Consider the following 21,859-nt stretch of genomic DNA (forward strand, 5'->3'; position numbering starts at 1 on the left):
GGGCCGATCAACTGACCTGCCCGCCCGCTTCCTCTGCATCCACCGCTGTTTTCCACGCCGCCAGCACAGCTGTCTGCAGCCCCGCAACCAATGTATCCAACGCCATTGAGGGCCGCTGAGAATCTGCCACCTGCTCTGGCAGAAAAGGTACGTGGATAAACCCACTGCGTACCCCAGAACCTGCGAGCGCATGCTGCAACAAATAAAACACCTGGTTACACACAAATGTCCCAGCCGTCTGCGATACCGAGGCCGCGACTCCTGCTTCGCGCACGGCCTTGACCATTGCCTTGATCGGCAAGGTCGTGAAGTAGGCCGCCGGGCCACCGGCTACGACAGCCGTATCGATAGGCTGCTCCCCGAGGTTATCGGGGATGCGTGCATCATTGATATTGATCGCCACCCGCTCGACTGATATATCGCTACGCCCAGGCCCCAGGCCAGTCGCAATCACCATCGCCGGGTGCAACTCGTCGATCAGCCCTGTCAGGCACACACCCACCGTGGCAAATGCGCAAGGCAGTCGACGCGCAACAATCCGCACATCGTTCCCCAGTCGCACGCCGTCCAGTTGGCGCACGGCTTCCCAGGAGGGGTTCACCTGGTCTTGATCAAAGGGCTCGAAACCCGTCAGCAGTACAATTTGCATCATGGCCTCACATCAACAGGTAAAGCAGCACAATATTGACCACCAGCATCATCAACGCGGTCGGAAGTTGGGCCTTGATCACCGCATTCTTGTCCGGCAGCTCAAGCAACGCCGCCGGGACGATATTGAAGTTGGCGGCCATTGGGGTCATCAGGGTACCGCAGTAGCCAGAGAACATGCCGATCGCCGCCATCACCGCCGGGTTACCGCCATAGATACCCACCAGCACCGGCACGCCGACGCCGCCGGTCATCACCGGGAAAGCCGCAAAGCCATTCCCCATGATCACCGTGAACAACGCCATGCCCAGCACATAGACCATCACCGCCACCAACTTGTAATCCAGGTTGATATAAGTGGTGGTGACATGCGCGACAGCCGTACCAACCCCGGCCTCGTTGAACAGCAAGCCCAGCATTGCCAGCATCTGCGGCAGCACCATGGCCCAGCCAAGCGCTTCAGTCAGGCGACGGGATTCGCGCAAGGCTTGCACCGGCGTATCACGGGTCAACCAACACGCCAGGCCAAGGGCGATCAGGCAGCCGATACCGAGAGAAACGAAGGTCGTGTTTTTTGGGTCCAATAACGGCAGTCCGCCTATCTCGGTGTGCTTGAGCAACACCGATCCGATCACCGTGGTCAGCGGGATCGCCAACGCCGGGATGAACAGCTTGTGCCCCAGGCGACCGGCACTGGCACGGGATGCCTTGTCGTGCAGCTCGGCATGTTTGCCACGGCCCACGCCGCCCATGCCGGCGATCAAGGCCATCACCACTATGCCACCCCCGATGGCCACCGACGGCAGTCGCTCACCGATCAGGAACGGAATGGCGAACAACAGCCAGAACAATGCACTGGTCCAGCGTTTGGGATGGGTGCGGTCCATCAGGATCATGCCCGCCGTGATCAGCAGCAGAACCCCGGCCAGCCAGTACAGGTATTGAATGGAAATAATCATTGTGCGGCCTCCACGGATGCAGCGACCGGCGTCATCTCTCGGGTGAGCCTGCGATCAAACCGATGCAAGCGGATCGCATGAATGATGAAGGCACAGATCGCCGTAGGAATCCCCCACACCGCAATATGCAGCGGCTCCACATCAATACCCGAGCCCAACAGGAAGGTGTGCATCAAGGCGATTGCACCGAAGGCGACAAAGATATCCTCACCAAAAAACAAGCCGACATTGTCAGTTGCCGCGCACATCGCCAGCACCTTATGGCGCAGTTTGTCGGGGAGCTTTCCGTAGCGTTTTTCCGCAGCCCCCTCAGCCATCGGCGCCAGCAACGGACGCACCATCTGCGGGTGTCCGCCGAGGCTGGTCAAGCCCATGGCAGCCGTGGATTCACGCACAAACAGATAGATAATCAACAAGCGCCCGACCGTAGCGCGCTCAAACCGTGCAATCCAGTTCTGCGCATGCAGGCGCAGCCCATGTCGCTCCAGCAGCCCAATGACCGCCAGGGGCAGCAACAGAATCAATTGCAGGGCGCGGGTCTGAAGGAAGCCATCGCCCATGGTGGCGAGGATTTTTTCCAATGGGAAATGGGCGGCAAGCCCGGTGGCGATAGCGGCGGCGGTGACCACCAATAGAGGGTTGATGCGCAAAACAAAGCCAACCACGATCACAAGTACGCCGATCAACGGCCATAAGTTCACAACAGTTTGCATGGCGTGAGGTCCTTAAGTGCGCGCTGCGGCGCCATTACAGCAGGATGTGAACAAAGGGTTCACAGCAGGAAGTGGCGTGCAGTCGGCTCGGTTTTTTATTGTTGACCCGGAAGGTCGAGCGTCAGTGGCGGCAACTTTGCTGCCTGGGGGCGGGAGGTGTCCAACAAGAAAAATTGTTGCTGCGAACCAATAAATTTTGTGGGTGGTTGAGCCGCGCGCACGTAACAAGATGTGGACAGACCAATAGGCATTCACGCATCTTAGCGCCGCTTATTTAACAGGCCTGCGCGAATGACCTGCGCACGCCTCTCCCTCCTAACTGCTGTGGATACGGAAATTCAATGAGAACCCAAAAGGCCCTGATCGCCCTCTCCTGCGCCGTTGCGCTGTCCATGCTGGGTGGTTGCGCCGCCAAGGTAAAAAGTGGCGGCAGCGCCGCGCTGGCGATCCCGGATTCCGCTAAACACAACCTTGTGGTCAGCATCAAGGGCGAAGGCCAGGTCGAGCAAAACCCTGACTGGAACCTGCTCAAGCGTGACTGGAACAACGCACTCCAGGTCGAAGCCCGACAGGCCGGCTTCAATGTCACTGAAAGCACGGCGGTGACACCGAGCGGTGAAGAAGGCGTCGGCATCAAGATAAATGTGAGCAAGTTTCGTTACATCGAGCCGGGCTCACGATATGTCGCCGGTGCGCTGGTAGGCAACGCCTGGGTGTTCTCCCGCGCGGATTACTCCGACCTGAAATCCGGCACGCCGATTGGCTCGCGCACCTACGACACCTCGTCATCCGCCTGGGAAGGCATTGCCTCGGCCATGACGCAGAAGCAGGTGCAGGCGATTGCCAAACAGATGATCAGCGATATCAAGAACGCCAAGGCCAAGTAAGCCGCCATCGTGAGCGAGTTTCTCGAGTTCATCTGGAAGCTGCTTGAGTTCGCAGGCGACTACACCCCACCACGGCGAAAACGCGTGTTCTCATTTGGGTTCGTGCTGTTTTTGCTGCTGGTGGCGGTTGTTGAACTGGTGTTGCTGCAGATTTTTCTTGGAGATACGGGCTGAAGAGAGGGTTTGCAAAAGTTTTGCAAATCGCAGGCAACAAAAAAGGGCCCACCTTTCGGTGAGCCCTTCTAGACCGCCCAGCAGAGCGGATTTTGTTTGGTAGGCGCGATTGGACTCGAACCAACGACCCCCACCATGTCAAGGTGGTGCTCTAACCAACTGAGCTACGTGCCTGCTGTGAGGCGGCATTCTACGGAATTCCGGAGGGGTGTCAACATCTTTTTTGCAGCTAACCCTATGAATATGCGAATTTTTTATTTACGCGGGGCACACCCGCGGATTTCGGGTGGCTGGCAGGCAATTTTCAACTCAGGTAGGATCGGCGCAATCGTAAAAAATATAAAACAGAGGTTCCAGGATGGCGAACACCCCCTATCCCCAGTCGTATTACGCCGCTTCCGCGAATGCCGTTCCACCTCGCCCGACCCTGCAAGGCGAAGTCGAAACCGATGTGTGCGTGATCGGCGCCGGCTACACCGGCCTCTCCAGTGCGCTGTTCCTGCTGGAGAACGGTTTTCGCGTAACGGTGCTCGAAGCCGCCAAGGTGGGTTTTGGCGCCTCGGGCCGTAACGGCGGGCAGATCGTCAACAGCTACAGCCGGGATATCGATGTGATCGAGCGCAGCGTCGGCCCCAAGCAGGCGGAGCTGCTGGGGCAGATGGCGTTTGAAGGCGGCAAGATCATTCGCGAGCGGGTGGCCAAGTATCAGATTCAGTGCGACCTGAAGGACGGCGGTGTATTTGCCGCTCTCAACAGCAAGCACATGGGCCACCTGGAGTCACAGAAGCGCCTGTGGGAGCGCTACGGCCACACTCAACTGGAGCTGCTGGACGAGCGTCGCATTCGCGAGGTCGTGGCCTGTGACAACTATGTGGGCGGCCTGCTGGACATGAGCGGCGGGCACATCCACCCGCTCAACCTGGCACTCGGCGAAGCGGCTGCCGTGGAGTCCCTGGGCGGTACGATCTACGAGCAATCCGCTGCCGTGCGTATCGAGCGCGGCGCCAACCCGGTGGTGCATACCGCCGAGGGCAAGGTCAGGGCCAAGTTCATCATCGTCGCGGGGAATGCCTACCTGGGCAACCTGGTGCCGGAGTTGGCCGCCAAGTCGATGCCGTGCGGCACGCAAGTAATCACCACCGCCCCCTTGGGCGACGAGCTGGCGAAAACTTTGCTGCCGCAAGATTACTGCGTCGAAGACTGCAACTACCTGCTCGATTACTACCGCCTCACCAACGACAAGCGCCTGATCTTCGGCGGCGGCGTGGTGTATGGCGCACGCGACCCGGCAAACATCGAAGCGATCATCCGCCCGAAGATGCTCAAGGCCTTCCCACAGCTCAAAGACGTGAAGATTGACTACGCTTGGACCGGAAACTTCCTGCTGACCCTGTCGCGCTTGCCGCAGGTAGGTCGCCTGGGCGACAACATCTACTACTCACAGGGCTGCAGCGGCCATGGCGTGACGTATACGCACCTGGCGGGCAAGGTACTGGCGGAGGCACTGCGAGGCCAGGCAGAGCGTTTTGACGCGTTTGCCGACCTGCCACACTACCCGTTCCCGGGCGGGCAACTGTTGCGCACACCGTTTGCGGCAATGGGCGCCTGGTACTATGGGCTACGCGACAAATTGGGATTCTGACTCGAACCTGCAGGAGCTCGTTTGCGGGCTCCTCCAGGTTGCATTATCAAATCGCAGACACAAAAAACCCCGGTCTTTCGACCAGGGTCTTTGCTATCGGATCAAAGTAGCCAGAGGCTTACTTTGTGCTCCAAGGCGTTCAGTGGGCCTTGAGGCAGATATGGCGCAGCGGACGGGACTCGAACCCGCGACCCCCGGCGTGACAGGCCGGTATTCTAACCGACTGAACTACCGCTGCGTATCGCTTGACCGGCTGAACATAAAGCCTCAACCGTCTTTAAACATCTGACCGATCAGCCTTGGCTGTTCAATCTCAAGCCCGACAACTCGAACCTGGAAAATATGGCGCAGCGGACGGGACTCGAACCCGCGACCCCCGGCGTGACAGGCCGGTATTCTAACCGACTGAACTACCGCTGCGCGTCGGTGCAACCTTTAACGTTGCGTCTTGCACTGAAGCAAAACTCTCAAGAAGTGGTGGGTGATGACGGGATCGAACCGCCGACCCTCTGCTTGTAAGGCAGATGCTCTCCCAGCTGAGCTAATCACCCTTTGCTTCGTTGAGGCCGCGAAATTTACGCAGGTAGCGGACCTAAGTCAATAGCCCGCTTGAAGTTTTTCTGAAAAAGACAAAATTGCTTCAAGACGGCTATCCACCCTACTCGCTGTAAATCATCTTCTTGCTCATGCCACCGTCCACGACAAACTCTTGCCCGGTGACAAACCCCGCCTGGCGCGACAGCAGCCATGCCACCATCGCCGCCACATCTTCCACGGCCCCCACCCTACCCGCCGGATGCTGGGCGTGATCGGCGTCACTCAACGGCTCGGCACGCCGGGCCGCCGGGTCACGCGCATCGATCCAGCCGGGGCTGACCGCGTTGACCCGCACTTCCGGCCCCAGGCTCATCGCCAGGGCGTGCGTCAGGGCCAACAAGCCACCCTTGCTCGCCGCATAGGCCTCGGTGTCCGGCTCAGACTGCCGAGCCCGGGTCGACGCCAGGTTGACGATGGCACCGCCGTGGGCACGCAGATAAGGCGCACAGTGTTTGGCCAACAACATCGGCCCACTGAGGTTCACCGCGAGCACTCGGTTCCAGTACGCCAGGTCCAAGCTTTCCAGGGTGATATTGCGCGGGTCGGCCACCGCCGCGTTGCAGACCAACGCGTCCAGGCGCCCAAACTGCCCCAACACCTCGGCAACACCCTGGGCGACTTGCTTCTCGTCGCCCACGTCCATGCTGATAAACCAGGCGTTGTCTCCCAGCACCTTGGACACCTTGGAACCGCGCTCGCGGTCCAGGTCGGTCAACACCACCTGCCAACCTTCGCTGATCAGCCACGCGGCAATCCCGAGGCCAATGCCCCGTGCCGCCCCCGTCACCAGCGCAACACGCCCGTTACTGGCCGCCGCAGCCTCCATGGACCACTCGATCACAAGGCTGCCAGCCCGCGAGCCAGGTCAGCTTGCAAGTCAGCCACGTCTTCCAGGCCTACGGCGATGCGGATCAGACTGTCACGGATACCCGCTGCCTCACGCTCCTGCGGCGCCAGGCGACCGTGGGAGGTGGTGCTCGGGTGGGTAATGGTGGTCTTGCTGTCACCCAGGTTGGCGGTGATGGAGATCAGGCGTGTTGCATCGATAAAGCGCCAGGCGCCCTCTTTGCCGCCCTTGACTTCAAAGCTCACCACAGCACCGAAACCGCGCTGCTGACGCTGGGCCAGTTCGTGTTGCGGGTGGCTCTTGAGGCCTGCGTAGTGCACCTTCTCGATACCGCCCTGCTGCTCCAGCCACTCGGCCAGCGCCTGGGCGTTGGCGCAGTGGGCCTTCATGCGCAGACTCAGGGTCTCCAGGCCCTTGAGGAAGATCCAGGCATTGAACGGGCTCAAGGTAGGGCCAGCGGTGCGCAGGAAGCCGACGACCTCCTTCATCTGCTCGCTGCGCCCCGCCACCACACCGCCCATGCAACGGCCCTGGCCGTCGATGAACTTGGTGGCCGAGTGCACAACGATATCCGCGCCCAGCTTCAACGGCTGTTGCAGCGCCGGGGTGCAGAAGCAGTTGTCGACCACCAGCATTGCGCCCTTGGCGTGCGCCACTTCGGACAACGCCGCGATATCCACCAGTTCGGCCAATGGGTTGGACGGCGACTCGACGAACAGCAGCTTGGTGTTGGCCTTGATCGCCGCATCCCAGCCGGACAGGTCCGCCAGGGGCACGTAGTCCACTTGAATGCCGAAGCGCTTGAAGTACTTCTCGAACAGGCTAATGGTCGAACCGAACACGCTGCGCGACACCAGCACATGGTCGCCAGCGCTGCACAGACTCATCACCACCGCCAGGATGGCTGCCATGCCGGTCGCCGTTGCAACCGCCTGCTCAGCGCCTTCCAGCGCCGCGATACGCTCTTCGAACGCGCGCACGGTCGGGTTGGTGTAACGCGAATACACGTTGCCCGGCACTTCGCCAGCAAAGCGCGCAGCGGCATCAGCCGCAGTACGGAACACGTAGCTGGAGGTGAAGAACATCGGATCACCGTGCTCACCTTCCGGGGTGCGGTGCTGGCCGGCACGCACAGCCAGGGTATCGAAAGCTACGCCATCGAGGTCGCTGTCCAACCGACCGGCATCCCATTCCTGACTCATGCTGCCACTCCTTACTCAATTCTTTATTTAAGATACAAAACCGGCCCCTCAGGGCCGGTTGTCACTCAGTTGTTGTACAGGTCGATGATCGCGCTGACCGCCTGGGTCTTGATCTTCGACGAGTCGTTACGCGCCTGCTCGATCTTGTTCAGGTAGGCCTCGTCAACGTCGCCAGTCACGTACTTGCCGTCAAACACGGCGCAATCGAACTGCTCGATCTTGATCTTGCCACCGCCGACCGCTTCGATCAGGTCTGGCAGGTCCTGGTAGATCAGCCAGTCGGCGCCGATCAGGTCGGCCACGTCCTGGGTCGAACGGTTGTGTGCGATCAGCTCGTGGGCGCTCGGCATGTCGATGCCGTACACGTTCGGGTAACGCACGGCAGGCGCTGCGGAACAGAAGTAGACGTTCTTCGCACCGGCTTCGCGGGCCATCTGGATGATTTGCTTGCAGGTGGTGCCACGCACGATGGAGTCATCCACCAGCATCACGTTCTTGCCACGGAACTCCAGCTCGATGGCATTGAGCTTCTGGCGTACCGACTTCTTGCGCGCTGCCTGGCCCGGCATGATGAACGTGCGGCCAATGTAGCGGTTCTTCACGAAGCCTTCGCGGAACTTGACGCCCAGGTGGTTGGCCAGCTCCAACGCAGCGGTACGGCTGGTGTCCGGGATCGGGATCACCACGTCGATATCGTGCTCGGGACGCTCGCGCAGGATCTTCTCGGCCAGCTTCTCGCCCATGCGCAGGCGCGCCTTGTAGACCGAAACGCCGTCGATGATCGAATCCGGACGCGCCAGGTAGACGTGTTCGAAGATGCACGGGGTGAGTTTCGGAGCCACGGCGCACTGGCGGGTGTGCAGCTTGCCGTCTTCGGTGATGTACACCGCTTCGCCTGGCGCGAGGTCGCGGATCAGGGTAAAGCCCAGCACGTCCAGGGACACGCTTTCGGAAGCGATCATGTACTCGACGCCTTCGTCGGTGTGGCGCTGGCCGAACACGATCGGACGGATGCCGTGCGGGTCGCGGAAACCGACGATGCCATAGCCGGTGACCATGGCCACTACCGCGTAACCACCGACGCAACGGTTATGCACGTCAGTCACTGCAGCGAATACGTCTTCTTCGGTCGGCTGCAGCTTGCCGCGCTGGGCCAGCTCGTGGGCGAACACGTTGAGCAGCACTTCCGAGTCGGAGCTGGTGTTGACGTGGCGCAGGTCAGACTCGTAAATCTCCTTGGCCAGTTGTTCAACGTTGGTCAGGTTGCCGTTGTGCGCCAGGGTAATGCCGTAAGGCGAGTTGACGTAGAACGGTTGAGCTTCGGCCGAAGTCGAGCTACCGGCAGTCGGATAACGCACATGGCCAATACCCATGTGCCCGACCAGGCGCTGCATGTGACGCTGATGAAACACGTCACGTACCAGGCCATTGTCCTTGCGCAGGAATAACCGGCCGTCGTGGCTGGTCACAATACCGGCAGCGTCCTGGCCGCGGTGCTGGAGGACGGTTAGCGCGTCATACAGCGCCTGATTGACGTTCGACTTACCGACGATACCGACGATGCCACACATGCGACGCAACCCCTACTTAATGAATCTTGACTGAACACAACTTACTGAGGCGTTTTGGCCGGCAAGAGGTGTTCCTTGAACGGAAGATCAGCGGGTACGCTGATTCCGCTGGCCAGCCACTGACTGCTCCACCCCAGAATGAGGTTCTTGGACCAGTCTGCAACCAATAGAAATTTTGGCACGAGTACCGACTCCTGCCACCACGAATCCTGCTGTACCGGCCCCAGGCTCAACAGCCCGACCGCCACGACCACCAGCAGCGCGCCACGCGCGGCGCCGAAGGCCATGCCGAGAAATCGATCGGTCCCGGAGAGGCCGGTGACACGTATCAACTCGCCAATAAGATAATTGACCATTGCCCCCACCAGCAGCGTGGCGATGAACATGATGGCGCAGCCCGCGATGACGCGAGCCGAAGGTGTCTCGATGTATCCGGCCAGGTAGACCGACAATGAACCACCGAACATCCAGGCTACGACTCCTGCGATGATCCAGGTCAGCAACGACAGTGCTTCTTTGACGAAGCCGCGGCTTAGACTGATCAAAGCGGAGATGGCGACGATTGCAACAATCGCCCAATCAACCCAGGTAAATGGCACGTTGGAGCCTACGGACAGATGAGGCGGCGCATTTTAGCAGAGCGTCGGGCTGTCGGTAAGCTGTGATTGTGGCTGCCTTGCAAATCAGTAGTTTGGGACGAGTGAATCCAATTTCAAGCACACCCCAAAACAACTGTGGGAGGGGTAATCCCCCTCCCACACTTGAACGCATTTCAAACTCAAACCGCTGCGAAATCAACCGCGCTCAGGCTGGAACCGGGTCACGAAACCCTTGAGGTTCTGCTGGCGATCCAGCAAATCGCGCAGGCGATCGGCCTCGGCACGCTCGATCAGCGGTCCGATAAACACGCGGTTCTTGCCATCGGCACTACGAATATAGGCGTTGTAGCCTTGGCTACGCAGCTTCTTCTGCAACGCGTCGGCCCCCTCGCGGTTACCCAGGCTGGCCACCTGGATCGACCAACTGATCGGCAAGCCATTCGGATCGATGCGGCTCTGGCCGACGTCCGGCTTGCCTGGCGCGGCAGGCTGCGGCGCAACCGGCTTGGGCGCAGGTGCGGGCGCAGCAGGCTTGGCCGCTACAGTCGGCGCAGGCGCCGGCTTCACCACCGGCACACTTGGCTGTACCGGCATCGACGGTGCCTGCTGTGCGGCCACCTCATCATTGGTCGGCACGGGCTCGTCCTCAGGCAACGCCTGGGGCTCAGGCACCACCACCGGCTGAACCTGCACCTGAGGCACTGCGGGCGCCTGGGGCGCGGCCGGCGCCTCGACGACGACCTGACGCTCTTCGTCCTGACGGGAAAACAGCATTGGCAGGAAGATCACCGCCAATGCAACCAGCACCAGGGCACCGACCATTCGCTGCTTGTATGCGCTATCCAGTAATGCCATGTGCAGCTTCCTCCGTGGAGCGCCGGGCCAACCACTCAAGCGCCTCGGCAACACAATAAAATGACCCGAACAACAGAATCTCATCATCGGGCGTGGCAATGGCGCACTGTGCTTCAAGGGCATCGGTGACGCTTGCATACGACGTCACGGGCACAGCAAGGTTCTGCAAGGCCACTTCCAGCTCGGCGGCCGGACGGCTGCGCGGCGTATCCAGCGGCGCAACAGCCCAGGCCTGGACACGACCCAGCAAGGGTGCGACCACACCGTCCAGGTCCTTATCGGCCAGCAGACCGAATACGGCAAGGCGTTGGCCGACCGGCGGCGTACGCGACAGACGCTGCGCCAGGTACTCGGCCGCATGGGGGTTATGCCCCACATCCAGCATCAGGTTTAGCCGCTTGCCCTGCCATTCGAATTCACGACGGTCCAGACGCCCCACCACGCGAGTCGCCAGCAAGGTGGCCGAGATCTGCTCGACCTTCCACGGCAGATCAAGCAACAGATACGCTTGCAGCGCCAGCGCGGCGTTTTCCATCGGCAGGTTCAGCAGCGGCAAATCGCGCAACTCGACGGCCTGGCCACGGGCATCGCGCCCACGCCATTGCCAGTGCTGATCACCGATCTCGAGGTTGAATTCGCGGCCCCGCAGGAAAAATGGGCAATCCAGCTCACGCACCTTGTCCAGCAAGGTGTACGGCGGGTCAATATCACCACACAGCGCCGGCTTGCCCTGGCGGAAGATCCCAGCCTTTTCATAGGCCACGGACTCACGGGTATTACCCAGGTAGTCGGCGTGGTCCACACCAATACTGGTGACCAATGCCAAGTCGGCATCGACCACGTTGACCGTGTCCAGGCGCCCACCCAGACCGACTTCCAGCACCACCACATCCAGTTGCGCACGCTCGAACAGCCAGAACGCCGCCAGGGTGCCCATCTCGAAGTAGGTCAGGGAGATCTCGCCCCGGCCCGCATCGAGTGCGGCGAAGGCTTCGCAGAGTTGCTCGTCGGTGGCTTCGACACCATTGAGCTGCACCCGCTCGTTATAACGCAGCAGGTGCGGGGAATTATAGACGCCGACTTTCAGCCCCTGGGCCTGCAGCAGCGCCGCGACAAAGGCGCAGGTAGAGCCTTTGCCGTTGGTACCGGTCACCGTGATCACACGCGGCGCCGGGCGGCCCAACCCAAGGCGGGCCGCTACCTGTTGCGAGCGCTCCAGGCCCATGTCGATGGCGGACGGATGCAACTGCTCAAGGTAGGCGAGCCATTCGCCCAGGGTACGTTGGGTCATAGGTTTGCAGGCACCGGCGGTACGACGATCGGCTCGACTTTAGGCGCGACGTACACCGGGGTCGGCAGGCCCATCATTTGCGCCAGCAGGTTACCCAGGCGTGGACGCAACTCACCGCGCGGGATGATCAGGTCGATCGCGCCGTGCTCCAGCAGGAACTCGCTGCGCTGGAAACCTTCCGGCAGTTTTTCACGCACGGTCTGCTCGATCACGCGGGGGCCGGCAAAGCCGATCAGCGCCTTGGGCTCGCCGACGATCACGTCACCCAGCATGGCCAGGCTGGCGGATACGCCACCGTAGACCGGGTCGGTCAGCACGGAGATGAACGGGATGCCTTCTTCGCGCAGACGCGCCAGCACCGCAGAAGTCTTGGCCATTTGCATCAGGGAGATCAGGGCTTCCTGCATGCGCGCACCGCCGGAAGCGGCGAAGCAGATCATCGGGCAACGGTTTTCCAGGGCGTAGTTGGCGGCGCGGACAAAGCGCTCACCGACGATGGCACCCATGGAGCCGCCCATGAAGGAGAACTCGAACGCCGACACCACGACCGGCATGCCCAGCAGCTTGCCGCTGACGGAAATCAGTGCGTCTTTCTCACCGGTCTGCTTCTGCGCGGCGACCAGGCGGTCCTTGTACTTCTTGCCATCGCGGAACTTCAGACGGTCAACCGGCTCCAGGTCGGCACCCAGTTCGTTACGGCCTTCGGCGTCCAGGAAGATATCGATGCGGGCGCGAGCGCCGATACGCATGTGGTGGTTGCACTTGGGGCAAACGTCCAGGGTCTTTTCCAGCTCCGGGCGGTACAGCACCGCGTCGCAGGACGGGCACTTATGCCACAGACCTTCAGGAACCGAGCTTTTCTTCACCTCGGAACGCATGATCGAAGGGATCAGTTTGTCTACTAACCAGTTGCTCATGCTTTCTTTCTCCAGTACCGGTGGCTTGAACACAGCCCCGCGTATGCCCTTGAGCTAAATTCATATGTGGCGATGACACAGGCTGGACGGGGTCAGACGTTCGACCGGCCTTTTCCTGCCTGTATCCTCAGCCTTCCAGACAACCTGCCAGCGCAGGGTTGCCACTTCGTTTCCGGGCCACCACAGGCGGCGCCGGGCTGTTTTACACAGTGGTAGTTATGGACGGCGGCAGACTGCCAGCCGTCACATTGCACCACTGCTGTTGCGCACGGCCTGCATGAATGCGCGAATCTTGCTGTGATCCTTGATGCCCTTGCCCTGCTCCACCCCGCCGCTGACATCCACGGCATACGGCCGCACCTGTTCGATTGCCGCCCCGACATTTGCGGGGTTGAGCCCGCCGGCCAGGATGATCGGCTTGCTCAAGCCTGCGGGAATCAGCGACCAGTCGAACGCTTCGCCCGTACCGCCGGGTACGCCTTCGACATAGGTGTCCAGCAAAATCCCGCGGGCACTGCCGTAGGCGGAACACGCCGCCGCGATATCATCCCCGGCCTTGACGCGCAGCGCCTTGATATACGGCCGCTGGTAACTTTCACATTCCTCAGGCGTTTCGTCGCCATGGAACTGCAACATGTCCAAGGGTACGGCATCCAGGGTTTCGTTGAGTTCGCAGCGGCTGGCGTTAACGAACAAACCCACGGTGGTCACGAATGGCGGCAACGCCGCGATGATCGCCCGCGCCTGCACCACATTCACCGCCCGCGGGCTCTTGGCATAAAACACGAAACCGATGGCATCCGCCCCTGCCTCGACCGCCGTCAGCGCGTCTTCTATGCGGGTAATCCCGCAAATCTTGCTGCGAACGGCTGACATGTCGTGGAAACTCCAGGGTTGGACCGAGAAAGTCCCGGATGGTAACAAAAGCTATTCCAGGCGTCAGCCGCCAAGTTCGCTGAAACCTGTGAGGAAGTGTGGCCCGATGAAGCGCTCCGGCAACTCGAACTCGTCGCGGTACTCCACATCCACCAGGTACAGGCCGAACGGATGTGCCGTAACCCCACCCGTGCGACGCACGCGGCTTTCCAGCACTTCCCTGGCCCACTCCACCGGGCGCTCGCCGGTACCAATGGTCATCAGCACCCCGGCGATGTTGCGCACCATGTGATGCAGGAAGGCCCCGGCGCGGATATCCAGCACGATCATCTTGCCGTGGCGGGTCACCCGCAGGTGGTGGACTTCCTTGATCGGCGACTTGGCCTGGCACTGGCCAGCACGGAAGGCGCTGAAATCATGCACACCCACCAGGTGCTGCGCGGCCTCGGCCATGCGCTCGGCGTCCAACGGACGGTGGTTCCAGGTGATTTCTTCGTTGAGGTGCGCCGGGCGGATCTGGTCGTTGTAGATCACATAGCGATAGCGCCGGGCGATGGCCTTGAAACGCGCATGAAAGTGCGCCGGCATGACCTTGGCCCAACTGACGCTGACGTCATGGGGCAAATTGATATTTGCGCCCATCACCCAGGCCTTCATTGACCGCTCGGCCTGAGTATCGAAGTGCACCACCTGGCCACACGCATGCACACCGGCGTCGGTACGCCCGGCACACATCAGCGATACGGGTGAATCGGCGACTTTCGACAGGGCGTTTTCCAGGGTCTCCTGCACCGTCAGCACGCCGGACGCCTGACGCTGCCAGCCGCGATAGCGCGAGCCCTTGTATTCCACGCCCAAGGCGATGCGGTAAAAGCCTGCGGCCGCCATTTCGGCGGTCGGGTTATCTATATTTGCCAAGAACTGAGAGCCTGATGAGTTGCGCGAAGGCGGCCATTATGCCGGTTTGCAGGGGAGCCCACAAAAGCAAAACGGCGACCCGAAGGTCGCCGCTGTTTGAACAACGGGCTGTTACGCCAACCGGCCGAGCATTTCCTTGGCCTCGCCGCGTTGAACCTCATCACCTTCGGTCAACACTTCGGAAAGGATATCCCGAGCACCGTCCGCATCCCCCATGTCGATATAGGCCTGGGCGAGGTCGAGCTTGGTGGCCACCTCATCCGTGCCGGAGAGGAAGTCGAATTCCGGCTCATCATCGCCCTGCGCCGCATCTTCTGCGGTGAAAGACGGCTCGATGGATGGATGCTCCAGGCTCTGGGACAAGCGATCCAGCTCGGCGTTGACATCATCCAGCTCCGACGTGAACGCATCGGGCTTGGCGGCGGCTTCCGGCTCATCGGCCAGGGACAGGTCGAAATCTTCTGGCAAATCGAAGTCATCCAGCGCCGCAGGCGTGAGGGTCGGCGGCTCGACGGCCGGCACGTCCTTCATCTGCTCTTCCAGGCCCGAGAGGAAGTCGTCATCGGATTGTGCCGAAGCGGGGGCATCCAGTTGCAGGTCCAGATCGAAGTCCGACAGGTCATCCGGGCTGGCCTTGGCTTCGGTCTGCTGCTGCAGCAGCGACTCGAACGTCTGCTGATCGTCCTTGACCTCGGCCGGGGACGCCTGCTCAAGCTCGTCGAGGCTCAGATCGAAATCGGTGTCGAAGGCCTCGGGCGCAGGAGCAGCCGGCTTGTCTTCCAGCAAATCCTTGACGTATTGAGCGTCCAGGGCAGCTGCAGCCACTGCGGCGCTAACACCCGCCGCCAACACCGCCATGGCCGGGAAGCGACTCTTGAGCTGTTCGACCTGGGCATGGTTTTCACCATTGGCCACGAGTTGACGCTCCTGGGTCACGAAGCCGTCCTTGTCGTTTTGCAGGCCGTAGACTTCCATCAGCTTCAAGCGCAGGTCGCTGCGCTTGGGCTCATGCTTGATCGCTTGCTCCAGCACGTCGGCGGCCTGGTTCAGGTGACCACGGTCGATATGGGACTGGGCTTGGGCCAGCGCATCGTTTGAGTTCACCGGAGCCACGGCAACAGCCAGCGGCGCCAGTACGGAAGCAACGGTCGGCACAACAGGCGCCGGCTCAACCACCGGAGCCGGGGCCGGTGCGGCGGCCAGCTTTACGCTGGGCGGCGGCGTCTCCAGGCCTTCGAAGCTGCTTGGCGGCAGGTCGTCATGGAGGTTCGAGGTGAACTCCGGCTCTTCAGCCAGGGCCCGCGCCATGCGCAAGTGTTTTTCCTCTTCGCGGCGCGCATTGCGATGGCGCGCCCACAACAACAGGAGCAACAACACCAACAGGCCCGCTGCGCCCCCGATCACACCGAGTACGATCGGGTTGGTCAGCAGTTCGTTGAATTTGCCGTCGGGGCTGGCCGGTGCCACACCTGTCTTGACCGGTTCAGGCGCTGGCGCGACGGGTGCAGGGGTGACGGCATCGGGCGTAGCAGGTGCAGTGGATGGCTCGCCTGCCAACTGCGCAGGCATTGCTGCAGTCGCCGGAGCAGCCGGAACACCCTTTTCAGCCTGCAAACGCGCCAGTTGATCGTTTTTCAGTTGAATCAGTTTTTGCAGCTTGTCCAACTGACTTTGCAGGTCTGCCGCGCGGCTTTTCAGCTCTTCGTTGTCGCGTCGGGTGGTGTCCAGTTGCTCCTGGGTCATCGCCAGCTTGTCGCTGAGTGCCGCACTGTCGCCCGCCTTGCCCTTGGCGCCCTTCTTGGCGGCTTCGGCCGACACCAGGCTCAAGTTGTCCTTGGCGTTGGTGCTTGCAGGCGCGTTGCCTGCCTGGGTGCGCTTGGTGGCGTCCAGTTGCTGTTTGCCCGCTGCCGGATTGGTGGCGGCGCGTCGACCCTGACGCCAGGCGGCATTTTGCGCGCTGACCTCAGCAATTGCCTGGGGTTGCGGCAGCGCGGTGCTTTGTACGGCATCCGGCAGGCGCAGGACCTGGCCGGTTTTCAGACGGTTGATATTGCCGTCGATGAACGCATCCGGGTTCAGCGCCTGGATCGCCAGCATGGTCTGCTGCACGGAGCCGCCATTGCGGTGCTTCGCGGCAATTTCCCACAGGGTGTCGCGGGAGGTGGTGGTGTGTTGTGCCGGTTTGCTCGCTGCGGTCGCGGTGCTGGCCGGAGCAGCCAGACGCGGCGCAGGCGCGACAGCTGCGGGTGCCGACTGGTCGAACTTGGCCGGGTCGAGCAAGACGCTGTAGTCACGCATCAAACGGCCATTAGGCCATTGCACCTGCAACAGAAAACGTACGTAGGAGTCCGGCAACGGCTTGCTGGAGGTGACGCGCACCACGCTGCGGCCATTGGGGTTGATCACCGGGGTGAACGTCAGGTCATTGAGAAACGCCTGGCGATCGACGCCGGCATCCACAAACGCCTGGGCAGACGCCAGGCTTGGCGTGATCTCGGTAGCGGTGAGGCCACCGACATCGAGCAATTCGATTTCCACCGCCAACGGCTGATTCAACTTCGACTTGAGGGTCATCTCCCCCAGCTGCAGCGCCTGCGCCATACCGGAGGACAGCGCCGAGGCGGCCGCTATTGCTAACACCAGCTTGCGAACTTGAACCATAGCCTCATCCTTTGTTTGAACACTCCCCGGCCTGCGAGAAGGTTGGTAACCGCTGCCATAAGGCATGGCGAGCCGATAGGTCACCGACGCGCAACTTTTCCTGCCTGGGGCCAAGCATAGCGCCTGGCTAGAATCAATCTACAAATTGCCGCCAAGTATCTTTTACGCAAGGCCTTTTATCAACAACTGCGCCAGCTGTACGGCATTCAGTGCGGCGCCTTTGCGTACGTTATCTGACGTCAGCCACAGATTTAGTTCCGCCGGGTCATCCACGCCTGCCCGGACGCGACCGACATAGACCACATCCTGGCCCACTGCATCGCCGACTGCTGTAGGAAAATCCCCTTCATCCACGAGCTCGATGCCCGGCGCAGCGTCAAGTGCGCGGCTCACCGCAACCAGATCGACCGCCGCCCCCAGTTGCAGGGACACTGTCAGGCTATCGCCAAAAAACACCGGGGCTTGAACGCAGGTTGCGGAAATCTTTAGCAAAGGTAATCCCAGCACTGCACGCAACTCGTGGACCAGGCGTTTTTCCAGGGTCGTATGCCCCTGGGCATCCGGCGTACCGACCTGCGCCAACAGGTTGAAGGCGACCTGCCGATCAAAGAACTTCGGCTCCAGCGGGCGCATATTCAGCAGCTCGGCGGTTTGCCGGGCCAGTTCGCTGACGGCTTCACGCCCCTGGGCCGACATCGCCAGGCTGGCGGTGACGCTCACCCGCTGGATATCCAGCAAGCCCCGCAAAGGCGCCAGCACCACCGCCAGGTTGGTCGCAGACGGGCTCGGGCTGCCGAGCTGGAACGGCTTCTTCAGGCCTTCCAGCACGTGGGCATTGGCCTCCGGCACCACCTGCGGCGCCTGTTCGGCCGGCAACGCACCGGACAAGTCGATCACCGAGCACCCCGCCGCCGTGGCACGCGGCGCAAAACTCAGGGTGACAGCCGGCCCCGCCGCAAAGAACGCCAGCTGCGCCTTGCTGAAGTCAAATTCGTCGACTTCCTTGACCCGCACATTCTTGCCGCGAAAGGGCACGGAGGCGCCGGCCGAGTTGTTGCCCGCCAGCAAATACAGGGTGCCTACCGGAAAATCCAGCTCTTCGAGGATCTGCACCAGGGTTTCACCGACGGTGCCGGTGGCGCCGATCACGGCGATTTCAAAGGTCTGGGTCATGGGGGCTGCCTCGGGCATTGCGGGGGGAGCGGCACTTTACCGGGTGGTGGGGGGTGAGGCAATTAAGCTGGGGTTTGTGGTGGGGCTGATGGCCTCATCGGGGGCAAGCCCCCTCCCACATTTTGACCTGCGAACCCGTTCGAGTGTGGGAGGGGGCTTGCCCCCCGATGAGGCCCGACCAAACAACAAAAAACCCGCGCCTGTCACCAGAACGCGGGTTTCTCTCATTGCCTTACGCGATCAACGCTCCAGCAAAATCCGCAACATGCGGCGCAGCGGTTCGGCCGCGCCCCACAGCAGCTGGTCGCCCACGGTGAATGCACCAAGGAACTGACTGCCCATGTTCAGTTTGCGCAGACGGCCCACCGGTACATTCAGGGTGCCGGTGACCTTGGTCGGGCTCAGCTCCTGCATGCTGATATCACGGTTGTTCGGCACCAGCTTGACCCAAGGGTTGTGCTGACTGATCAACGCTTCGATATCGGCAATCGGCACGTCTTTGTTCAGCTTGATGGTCAGCGCCTGGCTGTGGCAGCGCATCGCGCCGATACGCACGCAGATGCCGTCTACCGGGATCGGGCTCTTGAAGCGGCCGAGGATCTTGTTGGTCTCGGCCTGGGCCTTCCACTCTTCGCGGCTCTGGCCGTTCGGCAGTTCCTTGTCGATCCACGGGATCAGGCTACCGGCCAACGGCACGCCGAAGTTTTCAGTCGGGTAGGCATCGCTGCGCATGGCTTCGGCCACGCGGCGGTCAATGTCGAGGATCGCGCTGGCCGGGTCGGCCAGTTGATCGGCGACGGCGGCGTGGGTCGCGCCCATCTGCTTGATCAGCTCGCGCATGTTCTGTGCGCCGGCACCCGAGGCCGCCTGATAGGTCATGGCACTCATCCACTCGACCAGGCCGGCTTCGAACAAGCCGCCCAGGCCCATCAGCATCAGGCTGACGGTGCAGTTGCCGCCGACGTAGTTCTTGGTGCCCGCGTCCAACTGCTGGTCGATGACCTTGCGGTTCACCGGGTCGAGGATGATCACCGCGTCGTCCTGCATGCGCAGGCTCGAGGCGGCGTCGATCCAGTAACCCTGCCAGCCGGCTTCGCGCAGCTTGGGGAAGACTTCGCTGGTGTAGTCGCCACCCTGACAGGTCAGAATCACGTCGAGGGTTTTCAGCTCTTCAATGTTGTAGGCGTCCTTGAGCGGAGCAATATCCTTGCCCACGGACGGCCCCTGGCCACCCACATTCGAAGTGGTGAAAAACACCGGCTCAATAAGATCGAAATCCTGCTCTTCCAGCATCCGCTGCATGAGCACGGAACCGACCATACCGCGCCAACCGATCAGACCTACACGTTTCATCGCAACTACACCTTGTTAAAAAGTGGGCCGCCTTGCAGCAACAACTGCAAGCGGGCCCGAGAGATTACAGATTCCGCAGCGCGGCGACTACTGCGTCGCCCATTTCTTGCGTACCGACCTTGGTGCAACCCTGCGACCAGATGTCGCCGGTGCGCAAACCCTGATCCAGCACCAGGCTCACGGCTTTCTCGATGGCATCCGCCGCGTCGCTCAGGTTGAAGCTGTAACGCAGCATCATCGACACCGACAAAATGGCCGCCAGCGGGTTGGCAATACCCTGGCCCGCGATGTCCGGCGCCGAACCGTGACAAGGCTCGTACATGCCCTTGTTGTTGGTGTCCAGGGACGCCGACGGCAGCATGCCGATGGAACCGGTGAGCATCGACGCCTGGTCGGACAGGATGTCGCCGAACAGGTTGTCGGTGACGATCACGTCGAACTGCTTCGGCGCACGCACCAGCTGCATGGCGGCGTTGTCGACGTACATGTGGCTCAGTTCGACGTCGGGGTAATCCTTGGCGACTTCTTCGACGATTTCGCGCCACAGTTGGCTGGAGGCCAGTACGTTGGCCTTGTCCACCGAGCAGACCTTCTTGCCACGCACGCGGGCCATGTCGAAGCCGACACGGGCGATACGGCGGATTTCGCTCTCGCTGTACGGCAGGGTGTCGTAGGCCTGGCGTTCGCCATTCTCCAACTCGCGCACGCCCCGTGGCGAGCCGAAGTAGATACCGCCGGTCAGCTCGCGCACGATCAGGATATCCAGGCCTGCCACCACTTCCGGCTTGAGGCTCGAGGCATCGGCCAGTTGCGGGTAGAGGATCGCCGGGCGCAGGTTACCGAACAGGCCCAGTTGCGCGCGGATTTTCAGCAGGCCGCGCTCAGGGCGGATGTCACGTTCGATCTTGTCCCACTTCGGGCCGCCCACAGCGCCGAGCAATACGGCGTCGGCCGCGCGGGCGCGGTCCAGGGTCTCGTCGGCCAGCGGTACGCCGTGCTTGTCGATGGCCGCGCCGCCGATCACGTCGTGGCTCAGCTCGAAGCCCAGGCTGTACTTGGTGTTGGCCAGTTCCAGCACCTTGACCGCTTCGGCCATGATTTCCGGACCAATACCGTCGCCAGGGAGAATCAGAATCTGCTTGCTCATGCGTTCCTCATTTCATCAAGCGACCCGCCCGTGGGCAGGTCGGGAAAAATCAATCAGCGTTCGGCGAAAACCACCAGCACGTCGGTGCTGAAGGTGCCGTCGGCTTGAATTTCGTAATAATCACGCACTTCCTGGCCCATCGCCGTTTGCAGCTCAAGAATCGCGGCACGCAGAACCTGCGGCGTGCGCATGCGCTCGACCCAAGAGGTGTACTCCAGGCGCAAACGCTGGCGGCTGCTGGTGCGCACATGCAAGCCGGACTCGCTGAGCTGCTGCATCCACTCGGCGGCGGAGTAGTCGCGCACGTGGCTGGTGTCGCGCAGCACTTCGACGGTTTGCAGGTAAGTGTCCAACAGCGGGCTGCCCGGTGACAAGACGTCGACGAAGGCCGCCACGCCACCCGGCTTGAGCACCCGGCGTACTTCACGCAGGGCCAGGCCGAGGTCGCTCCAGTGGTGGGCCGAGTAGCGGCTGAACACGAAGTCGAACTCGCCATCGGCGAACGGCAGGCGCTCAGCGGCGCCGTTCACGGTGCGGATGTTGCCCAGGCCACGGTCCGTCGCAGCAGCGGCGACCACGTCGAGCATCTGTTGGGACAGGTCGTAGGCGACCACTTCCTTGACCAGGGGCGCGACGTGGAAGCTGACATGACCGGCACCGCAGCCCAGGTCCAGCAGTCGTGCACTGCCCTGCCCGGTCAGTTCGGCCTGGAGTAGCGCGAATTCGGTGCCCTGGGCGTGCACGGCACTGCTCAGGTAGGCGGAGGCTTGCTCGCCGAATTGTTTTTGCACGACTTGGGTGTGGGCGGTGGTGGTCATGGCGGTTTCCT

General features: G+C 61.6%; 20 protein-coding genes and 4 tRNA genes. 3 read left to right on the forward strand and 21 right to left on the reverse strand.

The window, feature by feature from the left end:
• Nucleotides 1-7: 7 nt before the first annotated feature.
• The 3 genes from pcp to BLR69_RS11235 are packed head-to-tail and all read right to left on the reverse strand — an operon-like array spanning nt 8 to nt 2,320.
• Entirely contained in the window at nt 8-649 is a 642-nt protein-coding gene (gene pcp, locus BLR69_RS11225; protein ID WP_071492958.1) for a pyroglutamyl-peptidase I, read from the reverse strand.
• Nucleotides 650-656: 7 nt separating this feature from the next.
• A complete protein-coding gene (locus tag BLR69_RS11230) occupies nt 657-1,607 on the reverse strand; it encodes a DUF979 domain-containing protein (RefSeq protein ID WP_071492904.1) in 951 nt (316 codons plus the stop codon).
• Nucleotides 1,604-2,320, reverse strand: a complete 717-nt coding sequence (locus BLR69_RS11235) for a DUF969 domain-containing protein (RefSeq protein ID WP_071492903.1) — start codon at nt 2,318-2,320, stop codon at nt 1,604-1,606. The genes BLR69_RS11230 and BLR69_RS11235 overlap by 4 nt, the downstream gene beginning before the upstream one ends.
• A gap of 341 nt (nt 2,321-2,661) precedes the next feature.
• Here BLR69_RS11235 and BLR69_RS11240 point away from each other — a divergent pair, with 341 nt between their 5' ends.
• Entirely contained in the window at nt 2,662-3,207 is a 546-nt protein-coding gene (locus BLR69_RS11240; RefSeq protein WP_071492902.1) for a DUF4410 domain-containing protein, read from the forward strand.
• Between the two features lie 9 nt (nt 3,208-3,216).
• A complete protein-coding gene (locus tag BLR69_RS30740; RefSeq protein ID WP_156790786.1) occupies nt 3,217-3,381 on the forward strand; it encodes a hypothetical protein in 165 nt (54 codons plus the stop codon).
• A gap of 97 nt (nt 3,382-3,478) precedes the next feature.
• On the opposite strand, the gene BLR69_RS11245 is transcribed toward BLR69_RS30740, so the two are convergent.
• Nucleotides 3,479-3,555: transfer RNA gene (locus BLR69_RS11245), tRNA-Val, on the reverse strand.
• A 184-nt stretch (nt 3,556-3,739) separates the two neighbouring features.
• On the opposite strand from BLR69_RS11245, the gene BLR69_RS11250 reads away from it, so the two are divergent.
• Nucleotides 3,740-5,023 carry an NAD(P)/FAD-dependent oxidoreductase gene (locus tag BLR69_RS11250; protein ID WP_071492901.1) on the forward strand — a complete coding sequence of 428 codons (1,284 nt, stop codon included), beginning with the start codon at nt 3,740-3,742 and terminating at the stop codon, nt 5,021-5,023.
• Nucleotides 5,024-5,184: 161 nt separating this feature from the next.
• On the opposite strand, the gene BLR69_RS11255 is transcribed toward BLR69_RS11250, so the two are convergent.
• The 17 genes from BLR69_RS11255 to BLR69_RS11335 form a co-directional block, all read right to left on the reverse strand.
• Nucleotides 5,185-5,261: transfer RNA gene (locus tag BLR69_RS11255), tRNA-Asp, on the reverse strand.
• 105 nt (nt 5,262-5,366) lie between these two features.
• Nucleotides 5,367-5,443 (reverse strand) — tRNA-Asp (locus tag BLR69_RS11260).
• 55 nt (nt 5,444-5,498) lie between these two features.
• Nucleotides 5,499-5,574: transfer RNA gene (locus BLR69_RS11265), tRNA-Val, on the reverse strand.
• Nucleotides 5,575-5,681: 107 nt separating this feature from the next.
• A complete protein-coding gene (locus BLR69_RS11270) occupies nt 5,682-6,446 on the reverse strand; it encodes an SDR family oxidoreductase (protein WP_071492900.1) in 765 nt (254 codons plus the stop codon).
• An 11-nt stretch (nt 6,447-6,457) separates the two neighbouring features.
• Entirely contained in the window at nt 6,458-7,669 is a 1,212-nt protein-coding gene (locus BLR69_RS11275; protein WP_071492899.1) for an O-succinylhomoserine sulfhydrylase, read from the reverse strand.
• 65 nt (nt 7,670-7,734) lie between these two features.
• Nucleotides 7,735-9,240, reverse strand: a complete 1,506-nt coding sequence (purF, locus tag BLR69_RS11280; RefSeq protein ID WP_058426877.1) for an amidophosphoribosyltransferase — start codon at nt 9,238-9,240, stop codon at nt 7,735-7,737.
• 41 nt (nt 9,241-9,281) lie between these two features.
• On the reverse strand, nt 9,282-9,839 hold the full coding sequence (locus BLR69_RS11285) for a CvpA family protein (RefSeq protein WP_003192538.1): 558 nt from the start codon (nt 9,837-9,839) through the stop codon (nt 9,282-9,284).
• Nucleotides 9,840-10,034: 195 nt separating this feature from the next.
• Entirely contained in the window at nt 10,035-10,694 is a 660-nt protein-coding gene (locus tag BLR69_RS11290; RefSeq protein ID WP_071492898.1) for an SPOR domain-containing protein, read from the reverse strand.
• Entirely contained in the window at nt 10,678-11,985 is a 1,308-nt protein-coding gene (folC, locus tag BLR69_RS11295) for a bifunctional tetrahydrofolate synthase/dihydrofolate synthase (RefSeq protein WP_071492897.1), read from the reverse strand. The genes BLR69_RS11290 and folC overlap by 17 nt, the downstream gene beginning before the upstream one ends.
• Nucleotides 11,982-12,902 (reverse strand): acetyl-CoA carboxylase, carboxyltransferase subunit beta, encoded by a 921-nt coding sequence (accD, locus tag BLR69_RS11300; RefSeq protein ID WP_058426880.1) that lies wholly within the window; start codon nt 12,900-12,902, stop codon nt 11,982-11,984. Before accD ends, folC begins: the two co-directional genes overlap by 4 nt.
• 243 nt (nt 12,903-13,145) lie before the next feature.
• A complete protein-coding gene (locus BLR69_RS11305; RefSeq protein ID WP_071492896.1) occupies nt 13,146-13,778 on the reverse strand; it encodes a phosphoribosylanthranilate isomerase in 633 nt (210 codons plus the stop codon).
• A gap of 63 nt (nt 13,779-13,841) precedes the next feature.
• Nucleotides 13,842-14,666, reverse strand: a complete 825-nt coding sequence (gene truA / locus BLR69_RS11310; RefSeq protein ID WP_071492219.1) for a tRNA pseudouridine(38-40) synthase TruA — start codon at nt 14,664-14,666, stop codon at nt 13,842-13,844.
• 141 nt (nt 14,667-14,807) lie between these two features.
• Nucleotides 14,808-17,357 (reverse strand): FimV/HubP family polar landmark protein, encoded by a 2,550-nt coding sequence (locus BLR69_RS11315; RefSeq protein ID WP_071492895.1) that lies wholly within the window; start codon nt 17,355-17,357, stop codon nt 14,808-14,810.
• A 162-nt stretch (nt 17,358-17,519) separates the two neighbouring features.
• Nucleotides 17,520-18,530, reverse strand: coding sequence for an aspartate-semialdehyde dehydrogenase (locus BLR69_RS11320; RefSeq protein ID WP_071492894.1), 1,011 nt, complete (start codon nt 18,528-18,530; stop codon nt 17,520-17,522).
• Nucleotides 18,531-18,770: 240 nt separating this feature from the next.
• On the reverse strand, nt 18,771-19,883 hold the full coding sequence (gene asd / locus BLR69_RS11325) for an aspartate-semialdehyde dehydrogenase (protein ID WP_058426885.1): 1,113 nt from the start codon (nt 19,881-19,883) through the stop codon (nt 18,771-18,773).
• 64 nt (nt 19,884-19,947) lie between these two features.
• Nucleotides 19,948-21,030, reverse strand: coding sequence for a 3-isopropylmalate dehydrogenase (leuB, locus tag BLR69_RS11330; protein WP_071492893.1), 1,083 nt, complete (start codon nt 21,028-21,030; stop codon nt 19,948-19,950).
• 53 nt (nt 21,031-21,083) lie between these two features.
• Entirely contained in the window at nt 21,084-21,848 is a 765-nt protein-coding gene (locus tag BLR69_RS11335) for a class I SAM-dependent methyltransferase (RefSeq protein ID WP_071492892.1), read from the reverse strand.
• Nucleotides 21,849-21,859: the final 11 nt, after the last annotated feature.

The organism is Pseudomonas azotoformans (assembly GCF_900103345.1).
GTDB classification, from domain to species: domain Bacteria; phylum Pseudomonadota; class Gammaproteobacteria; order Pseudomonadales; family Pseudomonadaceae; genus Aquipseudomonas; species Aquipseudomonas azotoformans.